14 protein-coding genes are annotated in these 25792 nt (G+C 46.9%); 3 read left to right on the top strand and 11 right to left on the bottom strand.

Going from position 1 to position 25792, the window contains the following annotated elements:
* Positions 1-4 precede the first annotated feature (4 nt).
* The 3 genes from ABZR88_RS07325 to ABZR88_RS07315 are packed head-to-tail and all read left to right on the top strand — an operon-like array spanning position 5 to position 6556.
* Positions 5-1711: a RagB/SusD family nutrient uptake outer membrane protein gene (locus ABZR88_RS07325; protein WP_107828073.1), complete on the top strand. Its 1707-nt coding sequence runs from the start codon at positions 5-7 to the stop codon at positions 1709-1711.
* A 32-nt stretch (positions 1712-1743) separates the two neighbouring features.
* On the top strand, positions 1744-4809 hold the full coding sequence (locus ABZR88_RS07320) for a TonB-dependent receptor (RefSeq protein WP_170113575.1): 3066 nt from the start codon (positions 1744-1746) through the stop codon (positions 4807-4809).
* 19 nt (positions 4810-4828) lie between these two features.
* Positions 4829-6556 (top strand): RagB/SusD family nutrient uptake outer membrane protein, encoded by a 1728-nt coding sequence (locus ABZR88_RS07315; protein ID WP_107828075.1) that lies wholly within the window; start codon positions 4829-4831, stop codon positions 6554-6556.
* An 88-nt stretch (positions 6557-6644) separates the two neighbouring features.
* On the opposite strand, the gene ABZR88_RS07310 is transcribed toward ABZR88_RS07315, so the two are convergent.
* The 11 genes from ABZR88_RS07310 to ABZR88_RS07260 all read right to left on the bottom strand — a co-directional run bounded on the left by ABZR88_RS07310 (position 6645) and on the right by ABZR88_RS07260 (position 25715).
* The gene (locus ABZR88_RS07310) at positions 6645-8303 is read right to left on the bottom strand and encodes a glycoside hydrolase family 28 protein (RefSeq protein WP_107828076.1); all 1659 of its coding nucleotides are present in this window, start codon (positions 8301-8303) and stop codon (positions 6645-6647) included.
* 265 nt (positions 8304-8568) lie between these two features.
* Entirely contained in the window at positions 8569-12954 is a 4386-nt protein-coding gene (locus ABZR88_RS07305) for a hybrid sensor histidine kinase/response regulator transcription factor (protein ID WP_107828077.1), read from the bottom strand.
* Between the two features lie 153 nt (positions 12955-13107).
* The gene (locus tag ABZR88_RS07300; protein ID WP_107828078.1) at positions 13108-14799 is read right to left on the bottom strand and encodes a DUF4957 domain-containing protein; all 1692 of its coding nucleotides are present in this window, start codon (positions 14797-14799) and stop codon (positions 13108-13110) included.
* Between the two features lie 36 nt (positions 14800-14835).
* Positions 14836-16719 carry a RagB/SusD family nutrient uptake outer membrane protein gene (locus ABZR88_RS07295; protein WP_107828079.1) on the bottom strand — a complete coding sequence of 628 codons (1884 nt, stop codon included), beginning with the start codon at positions 16717-16719 and terminating at the stop codon, positions 14836-14838.
* 18 nt (positions 16720-16737) lie between these two features.
* Positions 16738-20010 carry a TonB-dependent receptor gene (locus ABZR88_RS07290; protein ID WP_107828080.1) on the bottom strand — a complete coding sequence of 1091 codons (3273 nt, stop codon included), beginning with the start codon at positions 20008-20010 and terminating at the stop codon, positions 16738-16740.
* A 241-nt stretch (positions 20011-20251) separates the two neighbouring features.
* Complete coding sequence (locus tag ABZR88_RS07285; RefSeq protein WP_107828081.1) at positions 20252-20806, bottom strand: dihydrofolate reductase family protein; 555 nt, start codon at positions 20804-20806, stop codon at positions 20252-20254.
* Positions 20807-20895: 89 nt separating this feature from the next.
* Positions 20896-21927 carry a polysaccharide deacetylase family protein gene (locus ABZR88_RS07280; RefSeq protein WP_107828082.1) on the bottom strand — a complete coding sequence of 344 codons (1032 nt, stop codon included), beginning with the start codon at positions 21925-21927 and terminating at the stop codon, positions 20896-20898.
* 30 nt (positions 21928-21957) lie between these two features.
* A complete protein-coding gene (locus ABZR88_RS07275) occupies positions 21958-22629 on the bottom strand; it encodes a GDSL-type esterase/lipase family protein (RefSeq protein WP_245917021.1) in 672 nt (223 codons plus the stop codon).
* 1 nt (position 22630) lies between these two features.
* On the bottom strand, positions 22631-23767 hold the full coding sequence (locus ABZR88_RS07270; protein WP_107828083.1) for a glycoside hydrolase family 105 protein: 1137 nt from the start codon (positions 23765-23767) through the stop codon (positions 22631-22633).
* Positions 23768-23781: 14 nt separating this feature from the next.
* On the bottom strand, positions 23782-24654 hold the full coding sequence (locus ABZR88_RS07265) for a family 16 glycosylhydrolase (protein WP_107828084.1): 873 nt from the start codon (positions 24652-24654) through the stop codon (positions 23782-23784).
* Positions 24651-25715 carry an alginate lyase family protein gene (locus ABZR88_RS07260; RefSeq protein WP_170113576.1) on the bottom strand — a complete coding sequence of 355 codons (1065 nt, stop codon included), beginning with the start codon at positions 25713-25715 and terminating at the stop codon, positions 24651-24653. The genes ABZR88_RS07265 and ABZR88_RS07260 overlap by 4 nt, the downstream gene beginning before the upstream one ends.
* Positions 25716-25792 lie beyond the last annotated feature (77 nt).

Below are 25792 nucleotides of genomic sequence, written 5' to 3'. Positions count from 1 at the left end.
GACCATGAAAAAGTATAAGATATATTCCATGATTGTGCTGCTGGCGCTTACCTCGGCTTCATGCAACAAATACCTGGACAGAACCCCTGGTGTAGCACTGGACCAGGACAAGGTTTTTTCTGACCCTGTACAGGCTGCCCGCTTTGCAGACAATGCTTACAACTACCTCATTAGTGACTATGTGCGGTTTAACGATCACCGTGGTTGTACCTCGCAGGCATCAGACGAAGCTGTTTCCGGCAACTCTGAAGGCACGGTAACCACCTTGAACAAAGGCCTTTATTTTGAACACTCTACCGCCGCCTACATGAATGATATTGGCGACGTATGGGCCAACATGTATGCCGGCATTGCGGTAACCAATAAAATGCTTGCCAAAATTGATGGTGTACCTGCCGCAGCCATCTTCCCGGCACAGCGGGTGGAGGGCGAAATGCATTTTCTGCGTGCCTTCTTTTATTTTGAGCTGGTAAAGCGCTTTGGTGGTGTGCCATTGCTGTTGAAAGACTATGGCGTAAACGATGATGTAAATCTGCCCCGTGCCAGCTATACGGATTGTATTAACCAAATAGTAGCCGACCTGGATAAAGCTTACACCCTGCTGGGTACCGATGCTGATTACGGCAACTCTAACTACGGCCGCGCTACCAAAGGTGCAGCTATGGCCCTTAAAGCCCGCACACTGTTGTATGCTGCCAGTCCGCTCAATAATCCTTCAAACGATAAGGCTAAATGGAAAGCGGCGGCAGACGCTGCCAAAGTAGTGATGGATATGAACGAGTACGCCCTGCAGGATACTTACGATAACATTCTGAACATCAGCCCATCGCCAGATCTACCTAAAAAAGAATACATCATGTACAAGGTACGTGGCCCACGTGCTATCGACGGTATGTTTGCCGACTTCTCTATGTCGCCAGCATCCGGTGGTGCGCAGGGACAAATGGACCCAACCCAAAACCACGTAGACATGTACCAGATGCAGGCCACCGGCAAGGATATTACCGACCCGACATCGGGCTATAATCCACAGAAACCTTATGTTGGTCGCGATCCGCGTTTTTATGCCAATATCCTCTACAACGGTCAGCCATGGCAGGGTAAAACCATGGATACCTGGATTCAGGTTGATGGCACCGGCAAGGTAACCGCCCATGGTAAAGACATTGACCCCAGCGCCATTACCTACACCGCTACTGGCTATTACTGCAAAAAATACTGGCCAGAGGTGTACAACCGTGTTGGCGGCGGTACAACACTGCTCAACTACATCTATTTCCGCTACGCAGAAATATTGCTGAACTATGCCGAAGCTGAAAATGAATACCTGGCAGCACCAGATGCTAGTGTTTACGCTGCAATCAATGCCATCCGCCAACGCCCGCAGGTAGGCATGCCGCCTATTCCTCCCGGTTTAACGCAAGACCAAATGCGTGTGGCTATCCGTCATGAGCGCGCCATCGAGCTGGCTTTTGAAGATCACCGCTGGTATGATGTAATGCGCTGGCAAATTGGCCCAAGCGTAATAGCTACGCCAATGTATGGCATGCGTGTCATCAAAAACGCCGATGGCTCATTTACCTATACGCCTGTAGTATTGGGCAGCGCCTTTCAGAAACTTTATACCCCTGTGCAAGACCGTTACCCTATTCCGCGTAGCGAGATCTACAAAAGCAAGGGTGTACTGATCCAAAATCCGGGATGGAATTAAACGAGCCTGTTCAACTAGCCAAAACTTTAACAATGAAACTAACAAAACTCAAATATATATTGTGCCTGCCGCTCATTTGGCTGTGCACACTCTCCGCCCACGCGCAAAAGCCCGACGAGCAGACGCACGTATCGGCCACTGTGGTAGATGCCACCAATCACCCTATTGCGGGAGTGCTGGTGTACAAACAGGAATCTAAGAACGATAAAGGCATTAACACCAATGCCCAGGGCAAGTTCAATATGGATGGAACTACCAGCGACGTACTGGTGTTTAAGATGACCGGCTATCTCACTACTACCAAAAGCATGGAAGAGATTAAGCTGGCCAACAATAAAATCACTTTGACCACTGCCCTTATTGGCGCAGGCGATGATGATGATGTGTATATCCCTTTTGGTGTACGCAAGCAGCGCCAAATCACATCCACCATTACAACCGTAAAGGGCGATGATTTGCCGCAGGTGCCCACCTCGTCGCTGGTGAACTCATTTACCGGGCGATTATCAGGTTTGTTGATTACCCCCAACAGCTCGCAGCAACCTGGATATGATGTGTCTAACTTTGTGGTACGCGGTCGTTCATCCTACAACAACAACCAGGACCCACTAGTATTGGTTGACGGCGTAGAGCGCGATTTCCGCTCGATGGACCTTGGCGAGATAGAAAGCATCAGTGTACTGAAAGACGCGGGCACATTGGCCTGGTATGGCATGTATGCTGCCAACGGTGTTATTTATGTGCGCACCAAACGCGGCAGCGCTACCAGCACCAAGGTAACTTTTGACGGACAATATGGCGTTTCTAATCCGCTGGAAATTACCAACCCGCTGGATTCCTACACTTACGCCTCGCTGTATAACGAGGCACAAACCAATAGTGGCATCGCCCCAACTTATTCGCAGGCAGCATTAACTGCTTATCAAACCGGGTCTGATCCGTACAAATATCCAACCAACAACTTTGTGCGCGATTTTATGCGTAAAAGCGCGCCTACCCAGCGCTATGTAACCACGGTGAGCGGTGGTAACTCTTACGTAAAATTCTTTACCCTGCTTAGCTATTATAACCAGGGCGGTTTATACAAAGGCGGCAACAACCCGCTGTATGATGCCAATACCAACTTTAACAAATACAACCTGCGCACCAACCTTGATTTAAAGGTGAGCAAAAACCTGGATGTATCGTTGGATGTGGGCGGCCGTATCACCAACCTGCGTTTCCCTATTATTGGTACAGGCACCTTCCTTAGCACTGTGTACAACACGCCACCAAACGCTTTCCCGTTGTTGAACCCTGATGGCAGCTACGGTGGAACTTCGCTGTTTCAGAAGAGCAATCCGCTGGCGCAGATGTCGGCCTCTGGTGTGGCTACAGATTTGAGTCGTAACATGATGGCCACCATCAGCGCACGCCAAAAAATGGACGGCATTTTACCCGGACTAAGCGCCAATGTGTATTATGCTTACGATGTTTACGGTTTGTACCGCTCAGGTTTTAGTCAGGATTATGAGGTATATGAGCCCAACGGTACAGGCGGTTATACCCGCTATGGTACAGCTACCATCCCTAACTACTCTCAAAACACATTCTCGGGCAACGTTCGCAAAAACGAGTTGTGGATTGGTCTAGATTATGATCATACTTTTGGCAAACACACCATCAACTTCAGCACCCGCGGCTCAAAAGCGGTTTATGCTACCTTTGGCGCGTTAGACATGCACCGCGATGGTATTTCCAATCGTTTATCCTACAATTTTATTCAGCGTTATTTCCTTGATCTAACGGGCACGGTATCGGGCTCAGAAAACTTTATGCCTGGCAAACGCGTGGGTTTCTTCCCAGCCGCATCTGCCGGCTGGATTGTTTCAGATGAGCGCTTTATGAAAGGCGCCACGTTTCTTGACTTCCTGAAACTGCGCGGCTCATACGGTTTGGTGGGTAATGATGCGTTGACTTCGCTGGCTCGCCGCTTCTCATTCCTAACCACTTACAACAGCGGCGCCGGCGGTTACAACTTTGGTACCAGCTATACCGGCGTAGGCGGCACATCTGAAAACCCGCTGGGCAACCCAGACCTTACCTGGGAACGCGCTTACAAAACCAGCGTTGGATTTGACGCCACGCTGCTGAAACAAATGTTCTCTATCAGTGCCGACTATTTCCATGAGGACCGTAAAAACCTGCTCACCAACTCGCTGGTGCCCAGCATCATCGGACAATCATTGGTGCAGATTAGTGCAGGCGAAGCCACTTATACCGGTTTTGAGGCCAACCTTAATTTCCACAAAAAAATAGGTCAGGTTGATCTGAACCTTTTTGGCAACTACACCTACAGTACCAGCAAGATCCTGGCTATAAACGAGGGTGCCGGTCTGCCAGACTATCAGAAACAGCTAGGCCATCCTATCACCAGCGTTATGCTCACCAACTCGGGCTCCTACGTACGCAACTTTTTGCAGGCCGATGGCATTTTCCAAAATCAGGCCCAAATTGATGCTTCGCCGGTACAGCGCTTCTCGCGTACGGTTAAACCCGGCGATATCAAATACAAGGATATCAACGGTGATGGCGTGATTGATAACCTGGACTTTGTGACCACCGACTACAACTTCGTACCTAAAGCATTCTTTGGCTTTGGCACCAAAGTGGCAGTTCATAATTTCGATCTGTCGCTGTTCTTCCAGGGCGTACAGGGCCGTACCATCAGCATTCAGAACATCATCAACTCGGGCAGTGCCAACAATGGCTACCTCAACCAATTCAGTGTTGACCGCTGGACCCCAAGCACGCCGAATGCTGATTTCCCTCGCCTGATACTGAGCGATCGTGGCAACAACACCCAGAACTCCGATTTCTGGCTGCGTTCAGGCGATTATATCCGTCTTAAAAATGCCGAGTTTGGTTATACCATTCCTGCGTCGATTACCCGCAAACTGCGCCTGTCGCAACTGCGCGTTTACGTAAGCGGGCTCAATCTGCTCACCTTCGATCACCTGGGCAATCTGCCGATTGATCCGGAGCTGCCAGAGGCCGGTTACAACTCGTCATACCCGTACATGAGGATCTATTCGTTTGGCCTGAACCTGAAATTTTAACGAAGCAATTATGAAAACGATGAAAAGAAATATACTGTACCTGGCACTGATAGCTCTGGGCTTATATACCGCCGGTTGCAAAAAAGATAAATTCCTGCAGGATGGTTCTATCCCGCCAGATGGCGCTATTACCGAGGCACAGGAATGGGCCAACCCGGATTTTGCCCGCAATTACCTCAACAACATCTACTCCAACCTGCAAATGCGCTACAACCTTGATGGCGACGGCTCTATGCTGGCCTCGGGTAGTGATGAAGCGGTAAACTCCAACCTCAACTCATCCATCAATATTTTTAACAACGGCACCTGGAGCCCGGTGCGTACGGTAGATGATGTTTACAGCAGCATGTACAGCGGCATCCGCAAGGCCAACATCTTTCTAATCAAGGCCAATGGCAGCGCCATCATTCCGGCGCAGGAACTGGTGACCAACAATGCCGCCGATATTACCTATGATGCCCAGATTGTCCGTCTGCGCGGACAAGCATTCTATCTGCGCGCATTTTTTGAGTTTGAGCTATTGAAACGCTACGGCAGCTTTGTAATTGTTACCAAAGTACTCAGCACCAGCGACAATCTTGATCTGCCCCGCAATTCATTTACCGACTGCGTAAAACAGATTTCTGCCGATTGCGACTCTGCCGCCAACATGCTGCCAACCAACGCTGCCGTGTGGAGTACCTCTAACCGTGGCAGGGCTACGCAGATTGCTGCACAGGCACTCAAGTCCCGTTTGTTGTTGTATGCTGCCAGTCCGCAGTATAACACAGCCAACGATTTAAGTAAATGGCAGGCAGCTGCAGATGCCGCCAAACTGATTATTGATGGTGGTAAGGCCAGTTTGTATACCTCGTATCCTAATATCTTTTTGTGGAATATCTCTGGTGCTGCCTATAACGCTGAGGTAATCTTCGCCACATCTACACTCAATGATGCCAGTGTGGAAACGGCTAATGCCCCCGTAAGCTACAATGGAGCCAACGGTCGCACAGACCCTACCCAGAACCTGGTTGATGCCTTTGAAATGAAAACTACTGGTCGCCCAATTACCGACGCAGCATCGGGTTACAATGCTAATGCACCGTATACCAACCGCGACCCGCGCCTGGGCTTTGCGGTGATGTATAACGGCTCAACTTTCCAGAATAAAACGGTAGATATTTTTGCCGGCGGTAAAGATGCCATTGGCACCAATGTAAATGCAACCAAAACGGGCTATTATCTGCGCAAGTTTTTAGCGGAAGCCGCGGTGTGGAACACATCATCAAACACCAGCGTGCGCAAACCGTGGATACTGTATCGTTACGCCGAAATATTGCTTAACTACGCTGAAGCGCTGAACGAAGCCCAGGGTATCGCCGGCATGGCCGACGTGCTGAAATACGTAAACCAGGTGCGCGCCCGTAGTGGTGTGGCTATGCCTGCGTTGCAAACTACTAATCCAACAGGTGCAGGCTATGTGGCGCCAACCCAGGTTGAGTTGCGCAAACGTATTCATAACGAGCGCCGCGTGGAGTTATGTTTTGAAGAGCACCGTTTTTATGACGTACGTCGTTGGAAAGAAGGCGAAACTACTTTTAATCAACCAATTACAGGGATGAACATTGCGCAGCCAACAACAGGCAATTTTACCTATACGCCATTTACGGTAGAGAACCGAATGTTTACCATCAAAAACTATTTGTTCCCTATTGCACAGGTGGAGCTTAACAAAGCGCCAAGCCTTAAACAAAACCCAGGATATTAACTGGATCTACGTCTTAAAAACAAAAGGGTGATGCAATTGCATCACCCTTTTGTTTTTATAGGCGAAATAGTCTTTAAGTATAATTGAATTATTTAGAAACCAGCGCCGATTTTTCGGCACCATACATAAAGTTTACTTCAGTTGATTTAGCCTCCGGACTGGCATTTTTAATGTCGATATTTTTGCTGCGGTCGCCACTGATGCTGAGAAACTGTTTAGGTTTCTCTAGTGTTTGGATGTTATTGAAAGTAACAGACTGGCTGTTCTCAATATTGATCAGCGGGTTTGAGTTTTTGCAGATCAGCTGCACATCATCTAGTTTGATATTTTGCGCTTCAATAATATCTGCACCGCGATCTGCTTTGATGATCACATTTTTTAGGAAGATGTTTTTGATGCTCATCTCAGGCAAACCACGGATCAGCATGGCACGTTCGGCCCCATCGCAGGTTAGGCCATCGATATAAAAGTTACGAAACTGCGGCGTGCCCTCATCAACAGCCGGAATATCCACCTTTCCATTGGTTTGGGCAAGCGTTGGTGCTTTTACAAAGTAGTACATATCAAACAGCACGGCATCATGCCCAATGTTTCGCATCGAGATGTTTTTTACGTAGATATTCTCCACCACGCCGCCCCGGCCGCGAACAGTTTTAAAACGCAAACCATTATCTGTACCGATAAATGAGCAATCGGTTACAAAAATATCATGCGCCCCGCCAGACATTTCACTGCCTATTACAAAACCGCCATGCGCCTTATAAACCACATTGTTTCTGAGTACGATATACTGTGAAGCCTTGCCCACCTTCCGGCCTTCTTCATCTTTGCCAGATTTGATGCAGAGACCATCGTCGCCGCAATCCAGCGTACAGTTCTCTACCAGCACATTTGAGCATGATTCAATATCCATCCCGTCGCCATTTTGCGCGTTGGCTTCGTTTCTTACCCGCACACCACGAAATGTCATGTTCTCGCACTGCAGCGTGTGCAGGCACCAGGCCGGTGAGTTTTGAAAAGTTGTACCTTCCAGCAAAACACGTTTACAATTATTGAAAACCAGCAAATTGGGTCTGAAAAAATCCTTTACATCCTGAAAATCTGCCAGGGCTTTGCCGGCAACTAAATCATTACCTTGTTTCATTTTGGCGCCTTTGGCATAGCTTTTTGATGGATACCAGAGGTTACCATCATCGCTCACCACACCGCCAGAGGCTACCAACGCTTTCCATTGCCCCTCGGTAACGCTCGATTTGTTCATCGCCCTCCAGGCTTCGCCATGACCGTCTATAATGCCTTCGCCGGTAATAGCAATATTTACCAGGTCTGTACCCGAAATAGGCGACTGATTGCGCAGCGCTTTATGTCCTTCAAAGTTACCCTCCATCAGGGCATATTGGGCTTTGTCGGCCGTAAACTGTAGTACCGCGGCGCGGTCTATATGCAGGTTCACGTTGCTTTTCATCTCTATCGGCCCGCTAAGCCACAAGCCCTGCGGAATCAATACTACGCCGCCGCCTTTCTCACTGCAAGCGGTAATAGCCGCGTTAATAGCCTTGGTGTTGAGGCTGATACCATCTGGCTTAGCACCATAATTCAGAACATTAATGGTATCGTTTTTAAATACGGGTAATTCTGCCGTTGGCAGGTGGCTCCAGCTATAGGCAGATGATGGAGTTTGAGCATGCACAGATGGCATCACTCCCAGCAGCGCAACGGCCAGAACGTTTCTTAATTTGTTTATCATTGGGGTTATAATTAATCAATTGGTTTTCCGGCCAGATGCACACATGATGGCCACCCCGGCACAAAAGCCAGGGTGGAATCATTCCCAATTATAAACGCCGGTGGTAAACCAAAACCAGAGATCCGGCTAAAAAGAAGAGGCATGTACAGGTCCTTGCGGATTTACTGAAACAAACCTAATATGACTTAAGAAAAGCGGGGTTCTTTAATTGGTCAAAATGGTTTAAATTTTATCGTGTGGATAGAATTTGGAATCTTTTCACCAATTATTGCACAGTCTTGCGGCTTTTGATGTATTCGGTAGGCGTCATCTGGTAAGCTTCTTTGAAACAAGTGCTGAAATATTTGGCATTGTTAAAGCCGATGGAATAGGCAATGGTAGAAATATTGGTCTCGCCGGCATCCAAATATTGCTTGCCACGTTTCATCCGCATATCTCTTACAAACTCTATGGGCGCCAGGTTGGTTAGGCTCTTAAACTTTGTGTAGAAAGCCGTACGACTCATGCCGAGAATTTCTGTAACCTGTTCAATACTAAAATCGGGTTCAATCATTCTCTTTTCTACAATTCTGATAATCTCCTGCAAAAAGGCTTCATCGCGCGTGGTGATAACCAACTCACCCGGGGCTAATTTTATCTGCCGGGTTTTATCAGTCATCGCCTCAAATAGTTTTGACCTTTGGGCCAGCAAATTATTCAGCGCTGCAGTAAGGTAGGCTGTTTGGAATGGTTTGGTAATATAAATATCGGCACCGTACTGCATGCCCTCTATCTGGTGCTCTACTTCAGAACGCGCGGTGAGCAACACTATTGGTATGTGACTGGTTTCTGGCATGTTTTTAAGGATACCCAGCATTTTAATACCATCCATTACCGGCATCATCACATCGCTGATAATAATATCGGGCAGCCAGGTTGTCGCCTTTTGAATACCGTCTTCGCCATTCTCCGCAACCTCTATCTGGAACAGATTGCCCAAACGCTGCTTTAAAAATGAGCGCATCTCCTGATTATCCTCAACAATCAATAATTTGGGTAACAGCGCCCTATCTGTTGCAGTTATAGGTGTTGCGATAGCATCTGGGCTTGATGCATCGCCCGCTTGCTCTAATGCGGGCGATGCTACCAGCATTGCTTCTTCATGGTTAAAATGGGCACGCCCTAACTGCAGATCAACCTTAACAGCAAAACCGCCACCGGCCAAATTGCGCGCAGCTATTTTACCGTGATGCAATTCTATCAATTCCTTAGAAAGCGCCAGTCCTATACCAGTGCCCTTCAAACTACTGGCTTCGGCATGATCGCCTTCAAAATACAGTTCAAAAATATCGGTGAGCTGTTCATTGGGCACACCGCTTCCCTCATCTGCTACCTCAATGCTAAACCAATTGGGTGCATCGCCGGCTTTTAGATTGATGGTAATTGTTTTCCCTGCCGGAGAAAACTTAACCGCGTTGGCCAGCAGGTTGTAAATAACAATATCAACTTTCTCTACATCTATCCAGGCAACCACCCTTTGCGAAAACTCCAACTGCAGATTGATTGATTTCTCTTTCGCACTCTCAGCAAAATAGCTCATGATGAGGTTAATAAAATCAACCATATCAGTTTCAGAGATACTAAGCTTTGCCTTTCCGCTTTGAATCTTACGCAAATCCAACAGCTGATTAATAAAGCGCACCATCCTGTTAGCATTGCGTTTCACCACACCGATGTAGGCTTGTCCTTCTGCCGAAAGCTGTTCTTTCTGCGCAATCTCTTCAATGGGATTAAGAATGAGCGTTAATGGTGTCCTCAGTTCATGAGATACGTTGGTGAAGAAGGTCATTTTCAGTTCGCCCAGTTTCTGTTCTACCGCTATACGATGGCGCAGGCGCAGCATGGTCATAATGGTACGCCGGCCAAACTCCAGTAAGCAAACTGCAATTATTAAGTAGCATAAATAAGCCCACCATGTTCTCCAAAATGGGTAAGCAATATTAATGGCCAAACTTTTATACGGCACATTGCTATAAAGCTCTGAGTTGATACACCTTACCTCGAACACGTAATTGCCGGGCGACAGGTTAGTATAAGTAGCCAGACGCTGGTCTTTACTGTTTTGCCAGCCGGTATCAAAATTTTTTAGACGGTACTGATAGTTCTGTTTGTTAGACGAGCGATAATCTAAAACAGTAAAGCCAATATTGAGCACGTTTTCGTCGTGTTTCAGCTCTAAATGTTGTATGTAGTTGGCATTACTATCCAGCTGTCTGTCAGTATTTTTCCCGTTGACATCTCTATTGTTTACCTGCAAATTAGTAAATACCATCCGGCCGGTCATCTGGTTATTGACCACCTTAGACGGATTAAATTTAACATACCCTTTAAAAGTGCCCAGCACCAGACTGCCATCAGGCAACTTATCACATGCCGACTCGGCAAAACGTGCCTGTGGCAAACCGTCGTTCGAATCGAAATTGGTCAGCACACGTTTAAACGGATTATAGCGGGTCAGGCCTTTTTGGGTAGCCATCCAAATGTTATGGCTATCATCCTCAATACAGCTCAGCACATAATCGTTCGGTAAGCCGTTGGCTGTAGAGAATGTTTGAAATTTCAGGTTAACCACACTGCCGTTGCCACTGGCCATATTAACGCCACCACCAGAAGTAGCCATCCACATGCGGCCGGCCTTATCGGCACAGATATATTGAACGTCATTATTGGCCAGGCTTTCCTTGTCGCCAGGCTTTTTTGAATACGTAATAAAATGATAACGATTAGCATCCCTGTCAAAAGCATCCATTATCACCAATCCGTTGGTGGTAGCTACCCATAACCTGTCGTGCGGGTCTATGCCTATATTCCTGATCTTTTCAAAATCCGCCGGGTAGTTTTTAAAATAATTCTTGCGGTTCAGAAACCTTAGGTGATTACCCTCAGGCTCAACCAGGTTCAGTCCGCTATCAAAGGTTCCTACCCAAAGCCTGTTCAGGTTATCTTCGGCAATGGTATAGATCTCATTGCTACTGATGCTAAAGGCATCTTTCGGGCTATTTTTAAATTGCTCCAGGTGATAGCTCATTCCACTGCTGCTGGTTGGCGTAGCCCGATAAAGACCATCGGCCTTTGTGCCCAGCCAGATTACCCCGGTATGATCTTGAAAAATGGCATAGATCTGCCCTAAACTGTTGTTAGCCGCATTGGCAAATATTTGTGTGATCGGCTTGCCCGATGGATCTTTTACGTACAGCTTCCCGTCTTTAGTAGCCACCCATAGCTTGCCGTTCCTGTCGGCACAAAGGCCTCGCACTTCATTGGCATTCTTATCATACGAGTTGGAGTTAAGCGACTGAAAGTTAAACTCGTTAGGCTGAAAAACAACTTTGAATAATCCGCCGTCATCAGAGTTTATCCAGAGTACACCAGCTTTATCATACCACACATTGCGAACCAGGCTTGACAAACGTGCGTCAAACCCGTCATGTCCATCAAAAAAGTAGGTAATATTGTCTTTCTGCTGATTGTAATATCCAAAGCCTCCGCCTTTCATATTAATCCATACCAAGCCTTTGTTGTCTTCAAAAATATCAAAGTAGCTGGTTAGGTTATGGTAGCTAAATGCCCCCGTTTGCGTATATTTTTTAGACTGACGAGTAATAGGATTATAACGGATAACGCCCTGGTCATGTGGTTCCAACCACAACGTACCGGAACGGTCTTCATAAACAGAAAGCACTTGTTCTGATGCCGGCATGGGCAATTTCTCGTACCGCATACTATTACGATCAACAGTAATCAGCTCCCCGGTTGCAGATACCGCATAAATTGCAGGTTGGGTTTTTGAAAAATAAAGGCGCTTAATTGCATTGGCTGATATACGTTGTTTATCGGCTCGTTGAGTTGCCTCATTGTACCTAAAAACGGTACCATCGTTCATACCCAACCACAAAACGCCACCAACCTCCGTTATAGAGGTACAGGCTAAATTTGCAGACTGCATAAAACCGGCAGGCTGATTAACAAATGCGCCATCGCTTTTTCTCCCCAATCGGCAAAGCCCGGCATCTGTGCCCATCCATACACTCTTCTGCCTGTCTTCATAAATAAATTTAACGTTGTTTGAAGGCAGCGAAAACGCGCCCGGTTGCTTGCGGCCGTAATGCACAAATTTTGGCATTGCCGCCCCAGGGTTTGACGTGCGGTAAACCCCGCCAGATTCTGTAACCAGCCAAACATCACCAGAGGGTATAGGGTAGATATAGGTGAATTTTTGTTTTTGTTTGGCGCTAAGACCGATGCTTTCTGTAACGGGAAGAAAGGTTTCATGCTTTTTGTCAAACCGGTAAATCTGGTTGTCATAAGCTCGCAGCCACAGCATCCCGCCAGCATCTTCCACAATCTGGTCAATACGGTTATTGTGCAGTTTGGAATCGTCCCCCGAACGGGATTTATAGCTCACAAAATTGTGCCCGTCAAACCGGTTAATACCATCCCAGGTACCAAACCACATAAAGCCTTCGTGATCTTTCAGCACGCAGGTTACGTTATCGTGCGAGAGGCCATCCTCAGTAGAGTAATGAACAATTTTGCCTTTGGGCTGAGCAAAATCAAGGGCCGCACAACAAACCGTTATGAAACAAACTATGCTGAAAAATCTTAAACGCATTGCTAAATATATTAAACAAAACTACCATAGTAATATAAACCATGAAGCCGTGACACCTTTTTAGGCGTCACGGCTTACCCGACTGGTAACAGCGGCGGGCTGCTGTTAGCTATTGCCTGGCGTAAAATTAGTTACCGGCATTTAACTACTAAATTAATAAGCCCATCGCGGGTCGCCAATGGTAGTGCCATTAGAACTCCCTGAAAATAGTGCTGTATTTGTGCTTGTTGGCGTCAGCAGGAAATTGGTTGTCGCCGCCGTCCAGCCCAGATCTATCGTGTTATCATTGATGATACCCAACCCTGTTAGCGCCACCGCCGAACCACCCGGTGCATTGACTAACTTAAAGTGGTCATTATACCAGAACGAGTTTAAACTTGCCGCCCCCGTTGAACGCAGCAACGTGGCTTGAATGGTATTACCCGTTGTGTTAATTGGCGCATTGGCAATAATATTATTGGTGCAGCTAAAATTAACGTTGTTTGAGTTGGCATCCATCAATAAATATTTGCCATTGCCGCCCACGTTGTTGAAGGTACAATAGTCAATCTGAATGGTTGGCGCCGTATTGGTTGTTGGTAAAACAGTGCTCATGTTAATCATCCCCTCTCCAACACTATAGAAGGTTGATTTGGTGATAGCAAACACATTAAGCTGCAGTTTTTCCATCGAAAACATGTAGTAGCCGCCCAGATTGGTTTGATCGATATTGTAGAATTGCGAATTGTTAACTGTAATGCTGGTAATCTTCTGATCGTTAGGATTAGTGCCGTAATTACCGCGGAAGATACAGCGCGTAAAATCATGTATAATACAGTTGTCAATCCTTACGTTACCGAAGGTTGCCGCAGCTCCCGTTGTAGCTTGCGTGCCGTACAGTGCTATAAACTGAACGCCGTAGCTGGTACCAGCATAATTACCGTTAAACTCAATGCCAGCAAGGGTTAAACCGGCACCAGTACCCACCAGGTCAAACTCGCGGGCAAGTACTTTGGTGTTTGTAGGGTCATTGGAAGTTGAACGGATGGTGATGTTTTTCTGCGTAACAGAAGCAATGCTCGACAAGTTGTAAGTACCCGGACTCAGGCCAATTACAGCGCCATCGGCAGCATTGGTTATGGCAGTTGCTAAATTGTCTGTAGGTGATAAGGTTTGGGTGTATGTGATGTTTGCAGCGGTTGTTACGCTGATGATGCCTTTACTTTTAGTGTCGGCCAGCAGTTGCACGGTGTATTTGGTAGCCGGATTTAACCCGGTAACCAGCTTTTGCCCGGCAGTAACATCGGCAGCGGTAATGTTGGTTGTGATGGCTGTACCGCCGTCGGCCGGTGTAAAGATTACGCTGCTAACGCCTGCGGTAGAAGCATTTACAGACCAGTGAATGAGCACTGAACTGCTGGTGATCTCAAAATCGCGGACAACTTTCAGAAATTGCTGCCCGGTGAGTTTGAATGAGCGCGTGGCATAGGCATAGGTAGATTCTGCCTTGCCGTTCTGGGCATTTACCTTCACCCTGGTAAAATAAGGCGTGTTTAACTTGATGGTTGGTTCAATTACTACGGCTGCTAGCGTATCAACCACCGTAGTATAATCAACCTTAGCAAACAGCGAGTCGGTAGAGAAATCTACCGTATACTTCATACCCTTGGTGGCATAGAGCTGAGCATTCCATTTTACTTTGGCCGAGTCTTTCGCTGTGCTCACGCTCACGTTAGAGGGCATAAAAGAGCGATTTAGCGACGGATCTTCCACCTTTCCGTCAAGGCTCTTTTTACATGATGTTACCAGCACAGCCGCTACAAATAGCATAGCTGTTATGGCAGTATATCTTTTTAAGTTTTTCATGTCTTAATTGTCAATCGTTGAATGATCGTGTTAAAATCAATTGTAAGCGAAATTTTGTACAACGCTGCCGCGGTTCTCTGTCAGCACGTTTTGCGGGTAAGGCAGCAGCTCTTTGGCGTTAGGCTTGAATTTTGAGCAGAAGCCCTTGTTCGGATCGCTGATGTAGGTTTCGCTCAGCACACCATTAGTCCACGAGCCGCACTCCTGGCGCCAGTAAACACGGGCTGTGCCCGGCGGCTGCGTGGTAGTGCCTTTGGTAAAGAACACGATGCTCGGTCCGCCGCCATAGAAAGACATGGTAGCAGCCTCAGTATTTGAGTCAAGATTGTTGAACGGTGAAGTATATGACCACACATAAGCCGGCAGATTGGCATACGGATTATTGGTTGGATCTGCATTGGTGGCAAACATGCGCATCTTGGCCTTGGCTTCCTCAATTTTAGTACCCAGCAAGTTCCAACGGATCAGGTCATACTTACGGATACCTTCGCCACCAAATTCCAGCAAACGCTCATGCACCACGGCATTAAAAAAGCCATCATGATCTGTAGGCGTAACAGGAATGGTGTTAGCGCCGTAAGCACGTTGCTGTACCAATTGCAGGGCTTGCAATGGCGATATACTGCCAGCTTTACCCAGTTCATTTGCCGCTTCGGCATACATCAACAGAATATCGGCGTAACGTAAAATCGGCCAGTTTACGCCGTAAGTACCGGTAACGGTACCATTAAATGCCGTCCATGATTTACGGAATTTGCCAACGTTAAAGTTAATGGAGCTCAATGGGTTTTTAACGTTGCTGGTGTTATCTGTACTGTTTTGCACTTTGTACTGCGCCAGTGTTACATCACGGCGCACATCTTTCCCGGTGTTATCAAACTCATAATAATAGGTTGGCTGTGCAGTACTACGGCCCCCCGCCCCACCCCATGATGGCGAGTTACTGAAGGTCATGCCGTTGGCACTGGCCAGGTTACTATCATTAATTTGTCCCCACATGGCCACTTCAAACATCAGCTCGTGGGCGTCATCCATACGGCCGGTGCCACTGTGTAAGGTTTTAAAGATGTTCTCATAAACCGGGTTAAGACCGTGTTTTTTTGAATTGATGACATCCAGCGTTTCATCATAGGCAATCTGGTAGTATTTCAGGTAATCTGCCCGGCGCTCCATCAGCTTGGTATCGTTACGTAACGAGTAACCGCCACGTGCAAGCGCTATACGGGCACGCAAGCCTTTAATAGCACCTTTGGTGAAGCGAAAATCGCCGTAATCAGGCAGCGCATCACGCCATGGCACCAGGTCTTCGGCGGTTTTCAGATCGGCAATGATATGATCCAGCGTACTATCGCGATTGGCATTTTTCAGGAATTGCGAAGGCAGATCAGCCGAAGGCACAAAGGTGGCAGGCACGTCGCCCCAGTTACGGATCAGTTCATAGTAATACTGCGCACGCAGGGCCAATGCTTCACCATAATAGATCTGCATTTTGGTTTTGTCGGTACTGTTGCCGTTTTTGTAAACGTTTGAGGCCGGGATAAACTTGCAGGCAATGTTGGCACGCTCTACACCGGCATATAGTTGGTTAAAAACGTTCTGCAGGGATGTGTTGGTTTTTTCGGCACCATAGTTTGGTATGGCGTAATCGTTCCCAGAGTCAAAACTGGTTGATGCCTGGTAAGTAAACTCGTCTGTACCCAAATGCCAGTATACCGATAGTTGGTTGCCGTAAGCATTGCTACCACACAGTTTGGTATAAATACCGATGATTACAGAGTTGGTATAGCTGGGATCTTCAAACGCCTGGTCGGTATTCAGCTTGGCCGGCGACTGGTAATCCAGATACTTTTTACAAGATGGAAGAGCAGCGCTGACCACCATGGCGGCGCCTATTATATATTTATGAAGTTTAATTTTCATGACTTTCATTGTTATGATTTAGAATGATAAGTTGACACCTGCCAGGATATATCTGCTTCGCGGATAGGCCGAGTAATCTACAGCCGGGGTAAGCGGGTTGCTGCGGCGGGTGCTGGCCTCCGGATCGTAACCGGTGTATTTGGTAAAGGTGTACAAGTTGTTCACCGTAACATAAACCCTTAGTCTTGACACCAGATTGGTAGCTTGAAGCACACGTGTTGGCAATGTGTAGCCCAACGTTAAGTTGGTGATCCTTAGGAAAGATCCATCTTCAATAGCATCTGAAGTGGTTTGGTATGGCCCCCGGGTTGGCGAGTAGATTTTGGCATTGACGTTCATGGCCGCTATCTGATCCCAGTTGGTCATCAACTCCCCGTTTGGACCGATAGATCTCCATCTGTCAGCAAACTTGGCCAATACGTTGTTGCCATTTGCCTGGTAAACCGAGCTATACTCTACCGTGTTGGCGTTGTACTCTTTGTTACCGTAAGAGAAGTTGACAAACAAGCTCATATCAAAACTTTTGTAAGAGAACTGGTTATTCCAGCCACCGTAGAATTTTGGCTGAGCGCTGCCCAGAACGGTCCTATCTGTGGTACGAATCACCGAGTCGGCAGTAGCTGTGGTTTTCTTCAGCTTCATCTGTCCCGGAAAAACGTTTGAAGACCCGTCTATTACTGATGAGTTTGCCACGCCCGGCTTAAGTACCCATTTATAGTTGGCAGGATCTGATTTGGCACGATCAAAATCATTCAGGGTATAAAATCCGTCAGACACATAACCGTAGAACAAGCCTACCGGCTGGCCCACCTGTACTAGGAAATCTTCAGATGATTGTCCCCAACCTGATGATACCAGGTAGCTTTGTACACCGCCCTGCAGCGCAACAATGGTATTGCGGTTAAAAGACAGGTTGAAGCTGCTGTTCCAGTTAAAATCTTTTTTGTTAATGATGGTTCCGCTCAGTTGAATCTCCAGACCTTTGTTCTGAGTAGCGCCAATGTTTTGGTACTGAGTCAGGTAGCCGGTCTCTTGCGGCACATTGGTTTGTAACAGCAGATCGTTTACGCGATTGATATAACCATCAACCGATAAAGTAGCGCGGCCGCCCCATAGCTCAATATCCAGACCCAAATCTTTAGAAATGGTAGTTTCCCACTTCAAATTAGGGTTAGCCAGGTTGGCAGAGTACAAACCAGAGGTCTGTGAGTTGTCTGAAGCAGCGTAACCTGCATCGGTTGCACTGGTGGTAAAAATGGTTTGGTACAGCCTGTCTGAACTTACGCGGTTGTTACCGGCAGTACCATAACTTGCTCTCAGTTTCAGATTGCTTAACCAGTTTAAGTTAAGTTTCTTCATGAAATCCTCTTCGGTGATTCTCCAGGCAAACTGGGCCGATGGGAAAGTACCCCAGCGGTTGGCGTCAGAGAACTTTGAAGAGCCATCACGACGGACCAGGAAGTTGAAGTTGTACTTGTTTTTAAAAGAGTACATGGCCCGGCCAAAGAAGGAGAACAAACGATCACCGGTAACATCTGTTGTTGGCGATGGCTGAATTGCACCGCTTGGCGGGTTGGCCTGTTGTACGTTGGCAAACGCCTGCTGGGCAGTTACCGCGCTAGGGAAATATTTGATGGTTTGGTTGAATGAGGTACCATTGTTCTGGTTAATCTCCTGCCCCAGCAACACATCAATGGTGTGATTAGTGCCTATGTTAGTACGATAATCAATAGTATTGCTGTTGGTTATATTGGTATTGTTACCCAAACTGATAGAAATAAAAGGCTGACTGGCATACTGGCTTGAGCTGTTTTTACTTGAAACAGAGTAGTTAGCCACCCCAGAAAAAGAGTTGGTTTTATTATCAGACAAGGTATAACCAACCACACTTCTGATAGTCAATTTAGGTGTAGGTATATAAGTTACCTGTCCGCTGGTAATCAGGTTATTTGTATAAGCATTACGCACATCGGTTAATGCCGATGTAAGCGGGTTACTCAGGTTGATGGTATTATCAAAAATAGCATCAGGGTCATACTCCTGGAAGTTAACCAAACCCTGGTAAGGCTGGAATCTTACGGAATATTTAAGTTTATTATTGGATGATCCGCCAGTGCTCGATGTTCCCGCGCCATCAACCCGCTGGCGGCTGTAGCGCACATTCACACCAAAACGCAACTTGCTGGAAATATTGTTATCCCAGCGAAAGGTGGCGAAAGTACGTTTCAGGTCTGAGGCCAGCATAACGCCTTGCTCATCGGTATTATTAATACTAAAATTATAGGTTGAGGCATCGGTACCACCGTTTACCGTTAACACCTGTGTATTATTCAATGCGTTGCGGCCAAACACCTTGTTCTGCCAGTCTACCGTAGGGAAGCTCTTATAGATCTGCAGATCGCTGAAATTACCGTAGCTGCGGGTAAAACCGTTGAGCGTTGGCGTATCAGTAATTGGGCCGCCGTTGTAATGCTGGTGGGTTAGCTCATACTGATAATCTACAAACTGATAAGGATCAAGCACCTTAATTTCATTAGTAATTTTTCTGGCACCGGCATAACCATCAAATGATACGATGGTACGTCCTTTCTTACCGGCTTTGGTAGTAATAATTACTACGCCGTTTGCACCACGGGCACCATAAATGGCGGTTGATGCAACGTCTTTCAGTACGTCGATATTCTGAATTTCAGATGGCGATATGATGCTTAGCGCGTTGTCTAAGGGCACACCATCTACAATGTAAAGCGGCGAGTTGTCCTGCGTGAGCGATCCTCCTCCCCTGATGGTGATTTTAATATCCGCCCCGGGCGCACCCTCTGAAGTTTGAGCCTGTACACCGGCCAGTTTACCGGCCAAAGCCTCGGCCACGGTGCTAACCGGAAAGTCCTTTAAATCTTTCTGACTGATGGACGAAACCGCACCGGCAAGTGAGTTTCTGGATACTGACGAGTAGCCAATGTTTACTACGGCTACTTCACTCAGTTGCGTGGCTTTGTCTTCCTGAAGGGCAACGTTAACCTGCATTTGCTGCGCCCCAACGGTTACTTCTTTAGTTTGATAGCCGATGTATTTTACAACCAGCACCACTTGCCCCGAAGCTGGAACTGTAAGTTTGTAATTGCCGCTAACATCTGTAGCAGTACCTTTGGAGGTTCCTTTAACTAATAAACTGGCACCAATAAGCGCTTCCTGATTGGTACCCGTGACTTTGCCCATCACCACCCGGGTTTGCGCCCAGACGCTGGTACAAAGCAATAACAGAAAAGCTTGTAGTAAAACTCTTTTCATAATTAATGTTTTGGGTTTATAAAAAATAATTGGTTCTGCAATCGATTGTAGAGGCCGCGCAGGAAACGGCAATCTCCGGGCGATTGCTAGGACAAACTTATCCCAGGAGGCAGGAAACGGGGTCTAATTATTGTCTTAATAGGTCGAGTAATTATCCAAAAGATAATTACTCGACCTATTCGGATAAATTCTGATTCAATGGATTAACTGCCGGCGCCGCCGGCAGAGTGGTTAGCCAGCGTTATGGTTTCAGGTAGCGTAATGCTACCGCGCCGCTAGTCAGTGTAACTGTATCTTGCAGCTGCAGGCCAAGGTTCTCTGGCATGTTTAGTTCGCTGAATAGCCGCCGGCCTTCACCAACAACCACTGGGTGAACTACGATGTGAAATTCATCTACCAGTCCCCAGGCAATCACCTGGCCGGGTAGGTCTACCCCACCGATGGAAATTGACTTACCCGGTTGTTGTTTAAGGTTGATGATTGCGTCTTTGAGGTTGTCGCGAAGGATGACGGCTTTTTGATCGGCCACCTTGTTTAAAGTTTTGGAAATTACCACCCGGTCTAAGGCCGAAAAGGTTTTGGCATAGGCATTGGCAGCGGCGTTCATAGATTGCGTTTGTGCTACCTCCGGCCAGAAAGGGACCATCAGCTCATAGGTCTTTCGTCCGTAAATGATCAGGTCTGTATCATGCAGCAATTCCCTGAAATAATCAAGGATATCATCAGATCCGCCGAATTTGGTGTGATCACAGCAGCCATCCAGACTGACATTGATGCCGTAAATAAGCTTTCTCATAGACAGGTGTAATATCTAAAATTAATAAAATTTGAGATGTATAACACGCGGACCAACAAGATCAGCTATCAACCAAAATTTTCTACTGTTTATTTTCTTTTGATATCAACTACCCCTCCAAAAGGATCAAAATCAAAAATCAGCTGATTGGGTTTCACTTTAACATTCAGCTTTTTCTTACCCTGCCAAGCCTCATACTTCCTGGCATCGGTATCTTCAAATACCGCGGTTAAAGGCTCGGTGAATAGCTTTTTATCAAGCGGGCATATCGCCATTAACTGATAGTGACCTTTCCCCATTTGCTTTATATTCAAAACAGTTGAATCGCGCTCTTTCACATAGGCAGATACATCGTGGAACGTTCCCACCCATATTTTATCCTGCATCTTTTGTACCTTTTCTAAGTGATTCCACAGTACCTCGGGAGATTTGAAACAATCGTAACCATAAGTGATCCCGTGCGTCATCGTTACGCCCCAATCATGATCAGCCAGCAGCTTATCAACCCATTTATCAAGTTCATCCGGGTTTGAGTGCCCGCCTAAAGACCGCTGGAAAGTACGGGTACCCACACGGTTCAGCGAGGCAAACTTTACGCCGTCTTCTTTCTTGGTATTATTCGGGTAAGCATAAGTGGTTGGTTTGATGCCAATATTTGCGTAAATGGCGCTATCATTTTTAAGGATATCTTCCTTAATCACATCCAGCGGAAACTTACCGAGGTTTTTGTGCGCCCAACCATGGTTAGAAATCTCCTGCCCTGCTGCCGCCATTTCTTTCAGCTCGTCCCAGCTCATGCGGGTGGTATCCTTCAAATGGTTTTTATCCGGGTTGATGATGCTGCCGTTAATTACAAATGTACCTTTAAGCCCCAGCTTGCGCAATCTTGGCGTTACCAGGGTGTAATGCTCTTGCAAACCGTCATCAAAGGTATAGCTAATAGCGCAGACCTTATCGTTCTTAAACTTGGCAACCCTGATTTTTTCTGGTTGTTGTACAACGGTTTTGCCACTGGTATCTTGCGGCAAATGTAACCTAAAAGGAGCAGCCAAAGCCGAGTGATTGGTAAGGCACAAACTGCCAACTGATGCCGTTAGTAGCAGAAATAACGTTTTGTTCATTAGGGCTAAAATTAAACTAATTTACACCACTCATTCGGGCTTTACCAAATAACGATTCAAGGCTTTTTCCCAAATATGATAGCCTTGTGGTACCATGTGCGTCATATCCGGTTGGAAAAGCTCCCGGCGGAAACTGCCATCTTTAGCCAGCATCAGCGGATAAACATCAACAAACTGGGTGTTAGGCTGACCAGCAAAAAACTGTTGCAGGGCTTTGTTTACTGCTTCAATTTTCTCACGATGCTTTTCGCGGCTGGGACTTGGTTTTATACCGATGTAAACCAACGGAACATTGGGCAATTTGGCCCGGATCTGTCTATATAAGGCCACCGTTTTGTTGACAATGGTATCAACTGTTTCCTCAGCACGGGGCACATCATTATCGCCCACATACAGCACTATTTGCCGGGGCTGATAGTGAAATATTAATTGATCTGCATAATAACTAATATCGTCTATCACCGCGCCGCCTATCCCGCGGTTAATTACCTTGTAGCTGCCAAATACCTCTTGCAAATCATCCCATTTACGGATGGATGAACTGCCCACAAAAACAATGGGATGGCTGGGCACCTGGTACATTTTATCATAAGCCAGTATGGTTTTTACATCACCATCGTACCTGCCCTTTTGCTGTGCATAGCTTGCACTACCGCAAAAAACGGCGCACAGCGCAACTGCGGTTATTAATCTTCTCATCATGTTAAATAATTCCTTTTTTTGCCATTTCATATAACTGCGCTCCGCTGAGCAAAAAAGCACCTACGCCATAAACCTCGGTACTGTTCTGGTCAACCTTGTCTGGGCTAGCGCCAATGGGCTGTACATAGCCCAGCATGCCATCGGGCTGCACAGCAGAATTAAGTGCCAGCCAGGCTTTCTTCACCACAGGCAAGTATTTTTTCTTGTCCAGCAGTTTGTGGTTAATGCCCCAGGCCAGTGCGTAGCAATAAAAGCCGGTGCCACTCATCTCCTTGATCGGGTAACTGGCCGGATCAAGCAGCGATGCATGCCAGCTGCCATCTGGTTGCTGCAGGCCCGCAATACGTGCAGCCATATCTTTAAAAAGAGTCTCAAATTTTTTCCTGTCGGGATGATTAGCCGGCAGATTCTCCAGTACCCGCACCAGGCCGCCCATTACCCAGCCATTACCACGCGACCAAAACACTTTTTTACCATTCTGCTCCCTCTTGGTAAAAAAGGTTTCATCTCTAAAGTAAAGATGTTCGCTGCTGTCATACAAAAAGTTGGTCGTCTTCCACCATAATTTGGCTGCTCCGTTTATGTAACGCTCATCGCCGGTGGCTGTGCTCAGGTAGCTCAGGGCTGGCGGGGCCATAAAAAGCGCATCGCACCAGGCCCACTCCCTAAACTCAATACGGTTTTTCCAGTTCAGGGGTTCAGTGTGCGGTCGGCTGATAATGCTGTCTGCCTGCTGTCTGAAGGGTGCTATCATACTATTATCATGATACTTGATAGCCAACTGCGCATACATCTGTGCAATACAATAGTAATCGGCATGATACTTATTGATGCCTGTGTTCCATTTCAAATCATTACCGATGCCTTTTAGTACATCGAGGTACTTTTCGTTGCCTTGGATATTGCCCAGCGCAAATATACCGGTGTAGCAGGCGCCATTTGTCCAGTCGGCTTTAGCGTGTTTAAAACCAACGGTATTCCATTGGTTTACCTCCCAATCGGCCACGTGACGCATGGCGTTTAGTAATACAGGCGCTTTAAAAACGGTATCGCCCTTATCCCCGCAAAACCCATCGACTGATGACGCTCCTAGCATTACGCTCACCAGCAAAATATTTTTTATCTTCCTGAAAATCATTACAAATATGAATCCTAATTTATCTTTTGATATACCCTTACATAATCAATCTCAAATCGCCGCGGAAACGCAGTAGCAGCCGGGCTCCCACCCTGCTGACCGCCAACGGCCAGGTCAAAAAGCATATAGTGCGGCTGTTTAAAAGGATTAATACCTGTGCCATCTTTATTATCTAACTTGCTTAACGCAACCTTATTAAGCAACTGATTATCTACATAAATGGCTATTTCCTTATCATCCCAATCCATACGCCAGATGTGAAATTTTTTTGACCAGGCCACGCCGCCCAGCGTATCTGTGCTGTGCTTTGTGCTGTACCACTCTGCTTTGCCATTGATGCCCAGGCAGGCTATATTGGCCAACAGTGCTTTTCGGTAATACTCCATCATATCAATTTCGCCATCGGCGGGCCAGCGGCCGCTTACACCAAGCGTCCACCAGGCGGGCCACATACCAGCGCTGATATCAATGCGTCCGCGCATTTCAAAACGCCCATATTGCCAGCTTTGCTTATGGATGCTTTTGATGCTGGCCGAGGTATATTCTATATTTTGGCGTTTCTTACGCCATTCGGTACTACCGGCCTCATACAGCGGATTGGGTTTAGTTTCCCGACGAGCCTCCAGTACCAGCAATCCGTTTTTGCAAAAGGCGTTTTGTGGCTGATACCATTGCAGTTCCTCGTTTCTCTCAAAACCATGCTCGTAAACCCAGTTGGTGCTGTCTGGGGCTCCATCGTTATTGAACTCATCGGCCCAAACCAATTTATATCCGTTTGAGGCATATTGGCTTGAGTTAGCCACGCTTTTATAACCGGTGCTACAGCCGCTTTGCGTGAACAGATAGCCTGCCGCCAGCCCAAACAAAACTAATTTAGTTGCTTTCATTTCTGATCTTTATAATTATCCAGGCTCAGGGGGAAAAGCGTGGGGTATGTCCACGCATAATCATGGCGAGTGTACATAATTGGGCGATACGGAGCTACGTAAGCATCGTACTTATCGTCATGATAAACATTGCGCATGGCCTCCATCAAATTGGCCGGCCAAAAGCCAACTGCGGTGTTTACATTGCCTGTAGCCGGATTTTTAAACCAGGTCCACTCGTCGGGATGAGCGTTGTAATATAACAAGTAATCAAGTGCTTTTTTGATGGATGTACCGCCCTGTTCAAGCTTAAACAGATTCTCGCCGGTAGTGTTATAGATCACCCAGCACGATGCCGTTAGCGGCGCCAGCGAAAAATAGGTGTACCAAATGCTGTTACCTTCGCGTTTCACCTCCTCTACCATGTGGCCGTCGGGGGCTATTTTGTTAAACAGATCGGCTTTGATCATGGAGCTTACTGTCTGGATATCCGCTTTGTCATCCAAATAACAATCAGCCAGTAACGATGATAGCCTTCCCCAATCGGCCCAGTTGTTTTTGCCATCGCGAATTTTGTGTGATGCTTTGTTGACCACATTACGCACCCATCCGGCAAATACATGCTGTTGTGATGGCGTCCATTTTTTATAGTTACGCATCAGCTCTGCGGCCATTAGCATGGTGGTGCCTGAATAACTCATCACCAGCGGACCATCATTTTCAGAATATTTCTTATTGATAGATGCCCAGGCATTAAGGAAATAGATGGACTTATCTGCATACTTACTTTTACCGGTAAGCTGCCAGGCCAGGGCGCAACTATAGGCCGAAAAACCATCTACCTGCAAGGCCAGCGAGCGTTGCCGGTGCTCCTCCTTCTTTACATAAAATCCGGGGATGGCAAAATCTTCAATGGCATGCTGATTAATCAGCAATGCAGAATCAGCCCTAACCATTAACTGATTAAACGCGTTGAGGTACGGCTGTTTTTTTGTCTTTATCTGTTGCTTCACAAAGTCTAACTGTGCCTGCGGATGCATACCCGCAGGATGATCAAGCGCCCGGCTTTGCGTGCTGAACATAACGCAGCACACCAGCAAGACTGTTATTCTGGGTAGATGACGGAAATGATTCATTTTTAAATATAGATAGATGTATG

This window comes from Mucilaginibacter yixingensis (genome assembly GCF_041080815.1).
Classification (GTDB): Bacteria; Bacteroidota; Bacteroidia; order Sphingobacteriales; family Sphingobacteriaceae; genus Mucilaginibacter; species Mucilaginibacter yixingensis.
Note: the sequence above shows the minus strand (reverse complement) of the source record. Positions and strands in the feature narration are given on the sequence as shown.

What these genes read in the sequence shown, in the direction of transcription:
- ABZR88_RS07315 (WP_107828075.1), top strand. Translation starts at nt 4,829, where the DNA reads ATGAAAAGAAATATACTGTACCTGGCACTGATAGCTCTGGGCTTATAT.
- ABZR88_RS07265 (WP_107828084.1), bottom strand. Translation starts at nt 24,654, where the DNA reads ATGAAAGCAACTAAATTAGTTTTGTTTGGGCTGGCGGCAGGCTATCTG.
- ABZR88_RS07285 (WP_107828081.1), bottom strand. Translation starts at nt 20,806, where the DNA reads ATGAGAAAGCTTATTTACGGCATCAATGTCAGTCTGGATGGCTGCTGT.
- ABZR88_RS07300 (WP_107828078.1), bottom strand. Translation starts at nt 14,799, where the DNA reads ATGAAAAACTTAAAAAGATATACTGCCATAACAGCTATGCTATTTGTA.
- ABZR88_RS07310 (WP_107828076.1), bottom strand. Translation starts at nt 8,303, where the DNA reads ATGATAAACAAATTAAGAAACGTTCTGGCCGTTGCGCTGCTGGGAGTG.
- ABZR88_RS07305 (WP_107828077.1), bottom strand. Translation starts at nt 12,954, where the DNA reads ATGCGTTTAAGATTTTTCAGCATAGTTTGTTTCATAACGGTTTGTTGT.
- ABZR88_RS07275 (WP_245917021.1), bottom strand. Translation starts at nt 22,629, where the DNA reads ATGATGAGAAGATTAATAACCGCAGTTGCGCTGTGCGCCGTTTTTTGC.
- ABZR88_RS07295 (WP_107828079.1), bottom strand. Translation starts at nt 16,719, where the DNA reads ATGAAAATTAAACTTCATAAATATATAATAGGCGCCGCCATGGTGGTC.
- ABZR88_RS07270 (WP_107828083.1), bottom strand. Translation starts at nt 23,767, where the DNA reads ATGATTTTCAGGAAGATAAAAAATATTTTGCTGGTGAGCGTAATGCTA.
- ABZR88_RS07290 (WP_107828080.1), bottom strand. Translation starts at nt 20,010, where the DNA reads ATGAAAAGAGTTTTACTACAAGCTTTTCTGTTATTGCTTTGTACCAGC.
- ABZR88_RS07320 (WP_170113575.1), top strand. Translation starts at nt 1,744, where the DNA reads ATGAAACTAACAAAACTCAAATATATATTGTGCCTGCCGCTCATTTGG.
- ABZR88_RS07280 (WP_107828082.1), bottom strand. Translation starts at nt 21,927, where the DNA reads ATGAACAAAACGTTATTTCTGCTACTAACGGCATCAGTTGGCAGTTTG.
- ABZR88_RS07260 (WP_170113576.1), bottom strand. Translation starts at nt 25,715, where the DNA reads ATGTTCAGCACGCAAAGCCGGGCGCTTGATCATCCTGCGGGTATGCAT.
- ABZR88_RS07325 (WP_107828073.1), top strand. Translation starts at nt 5, where the DNA reads ATGAAAAAGTATAAGATATATTCCATGATTGTGCTGCTGGCGCTTACC.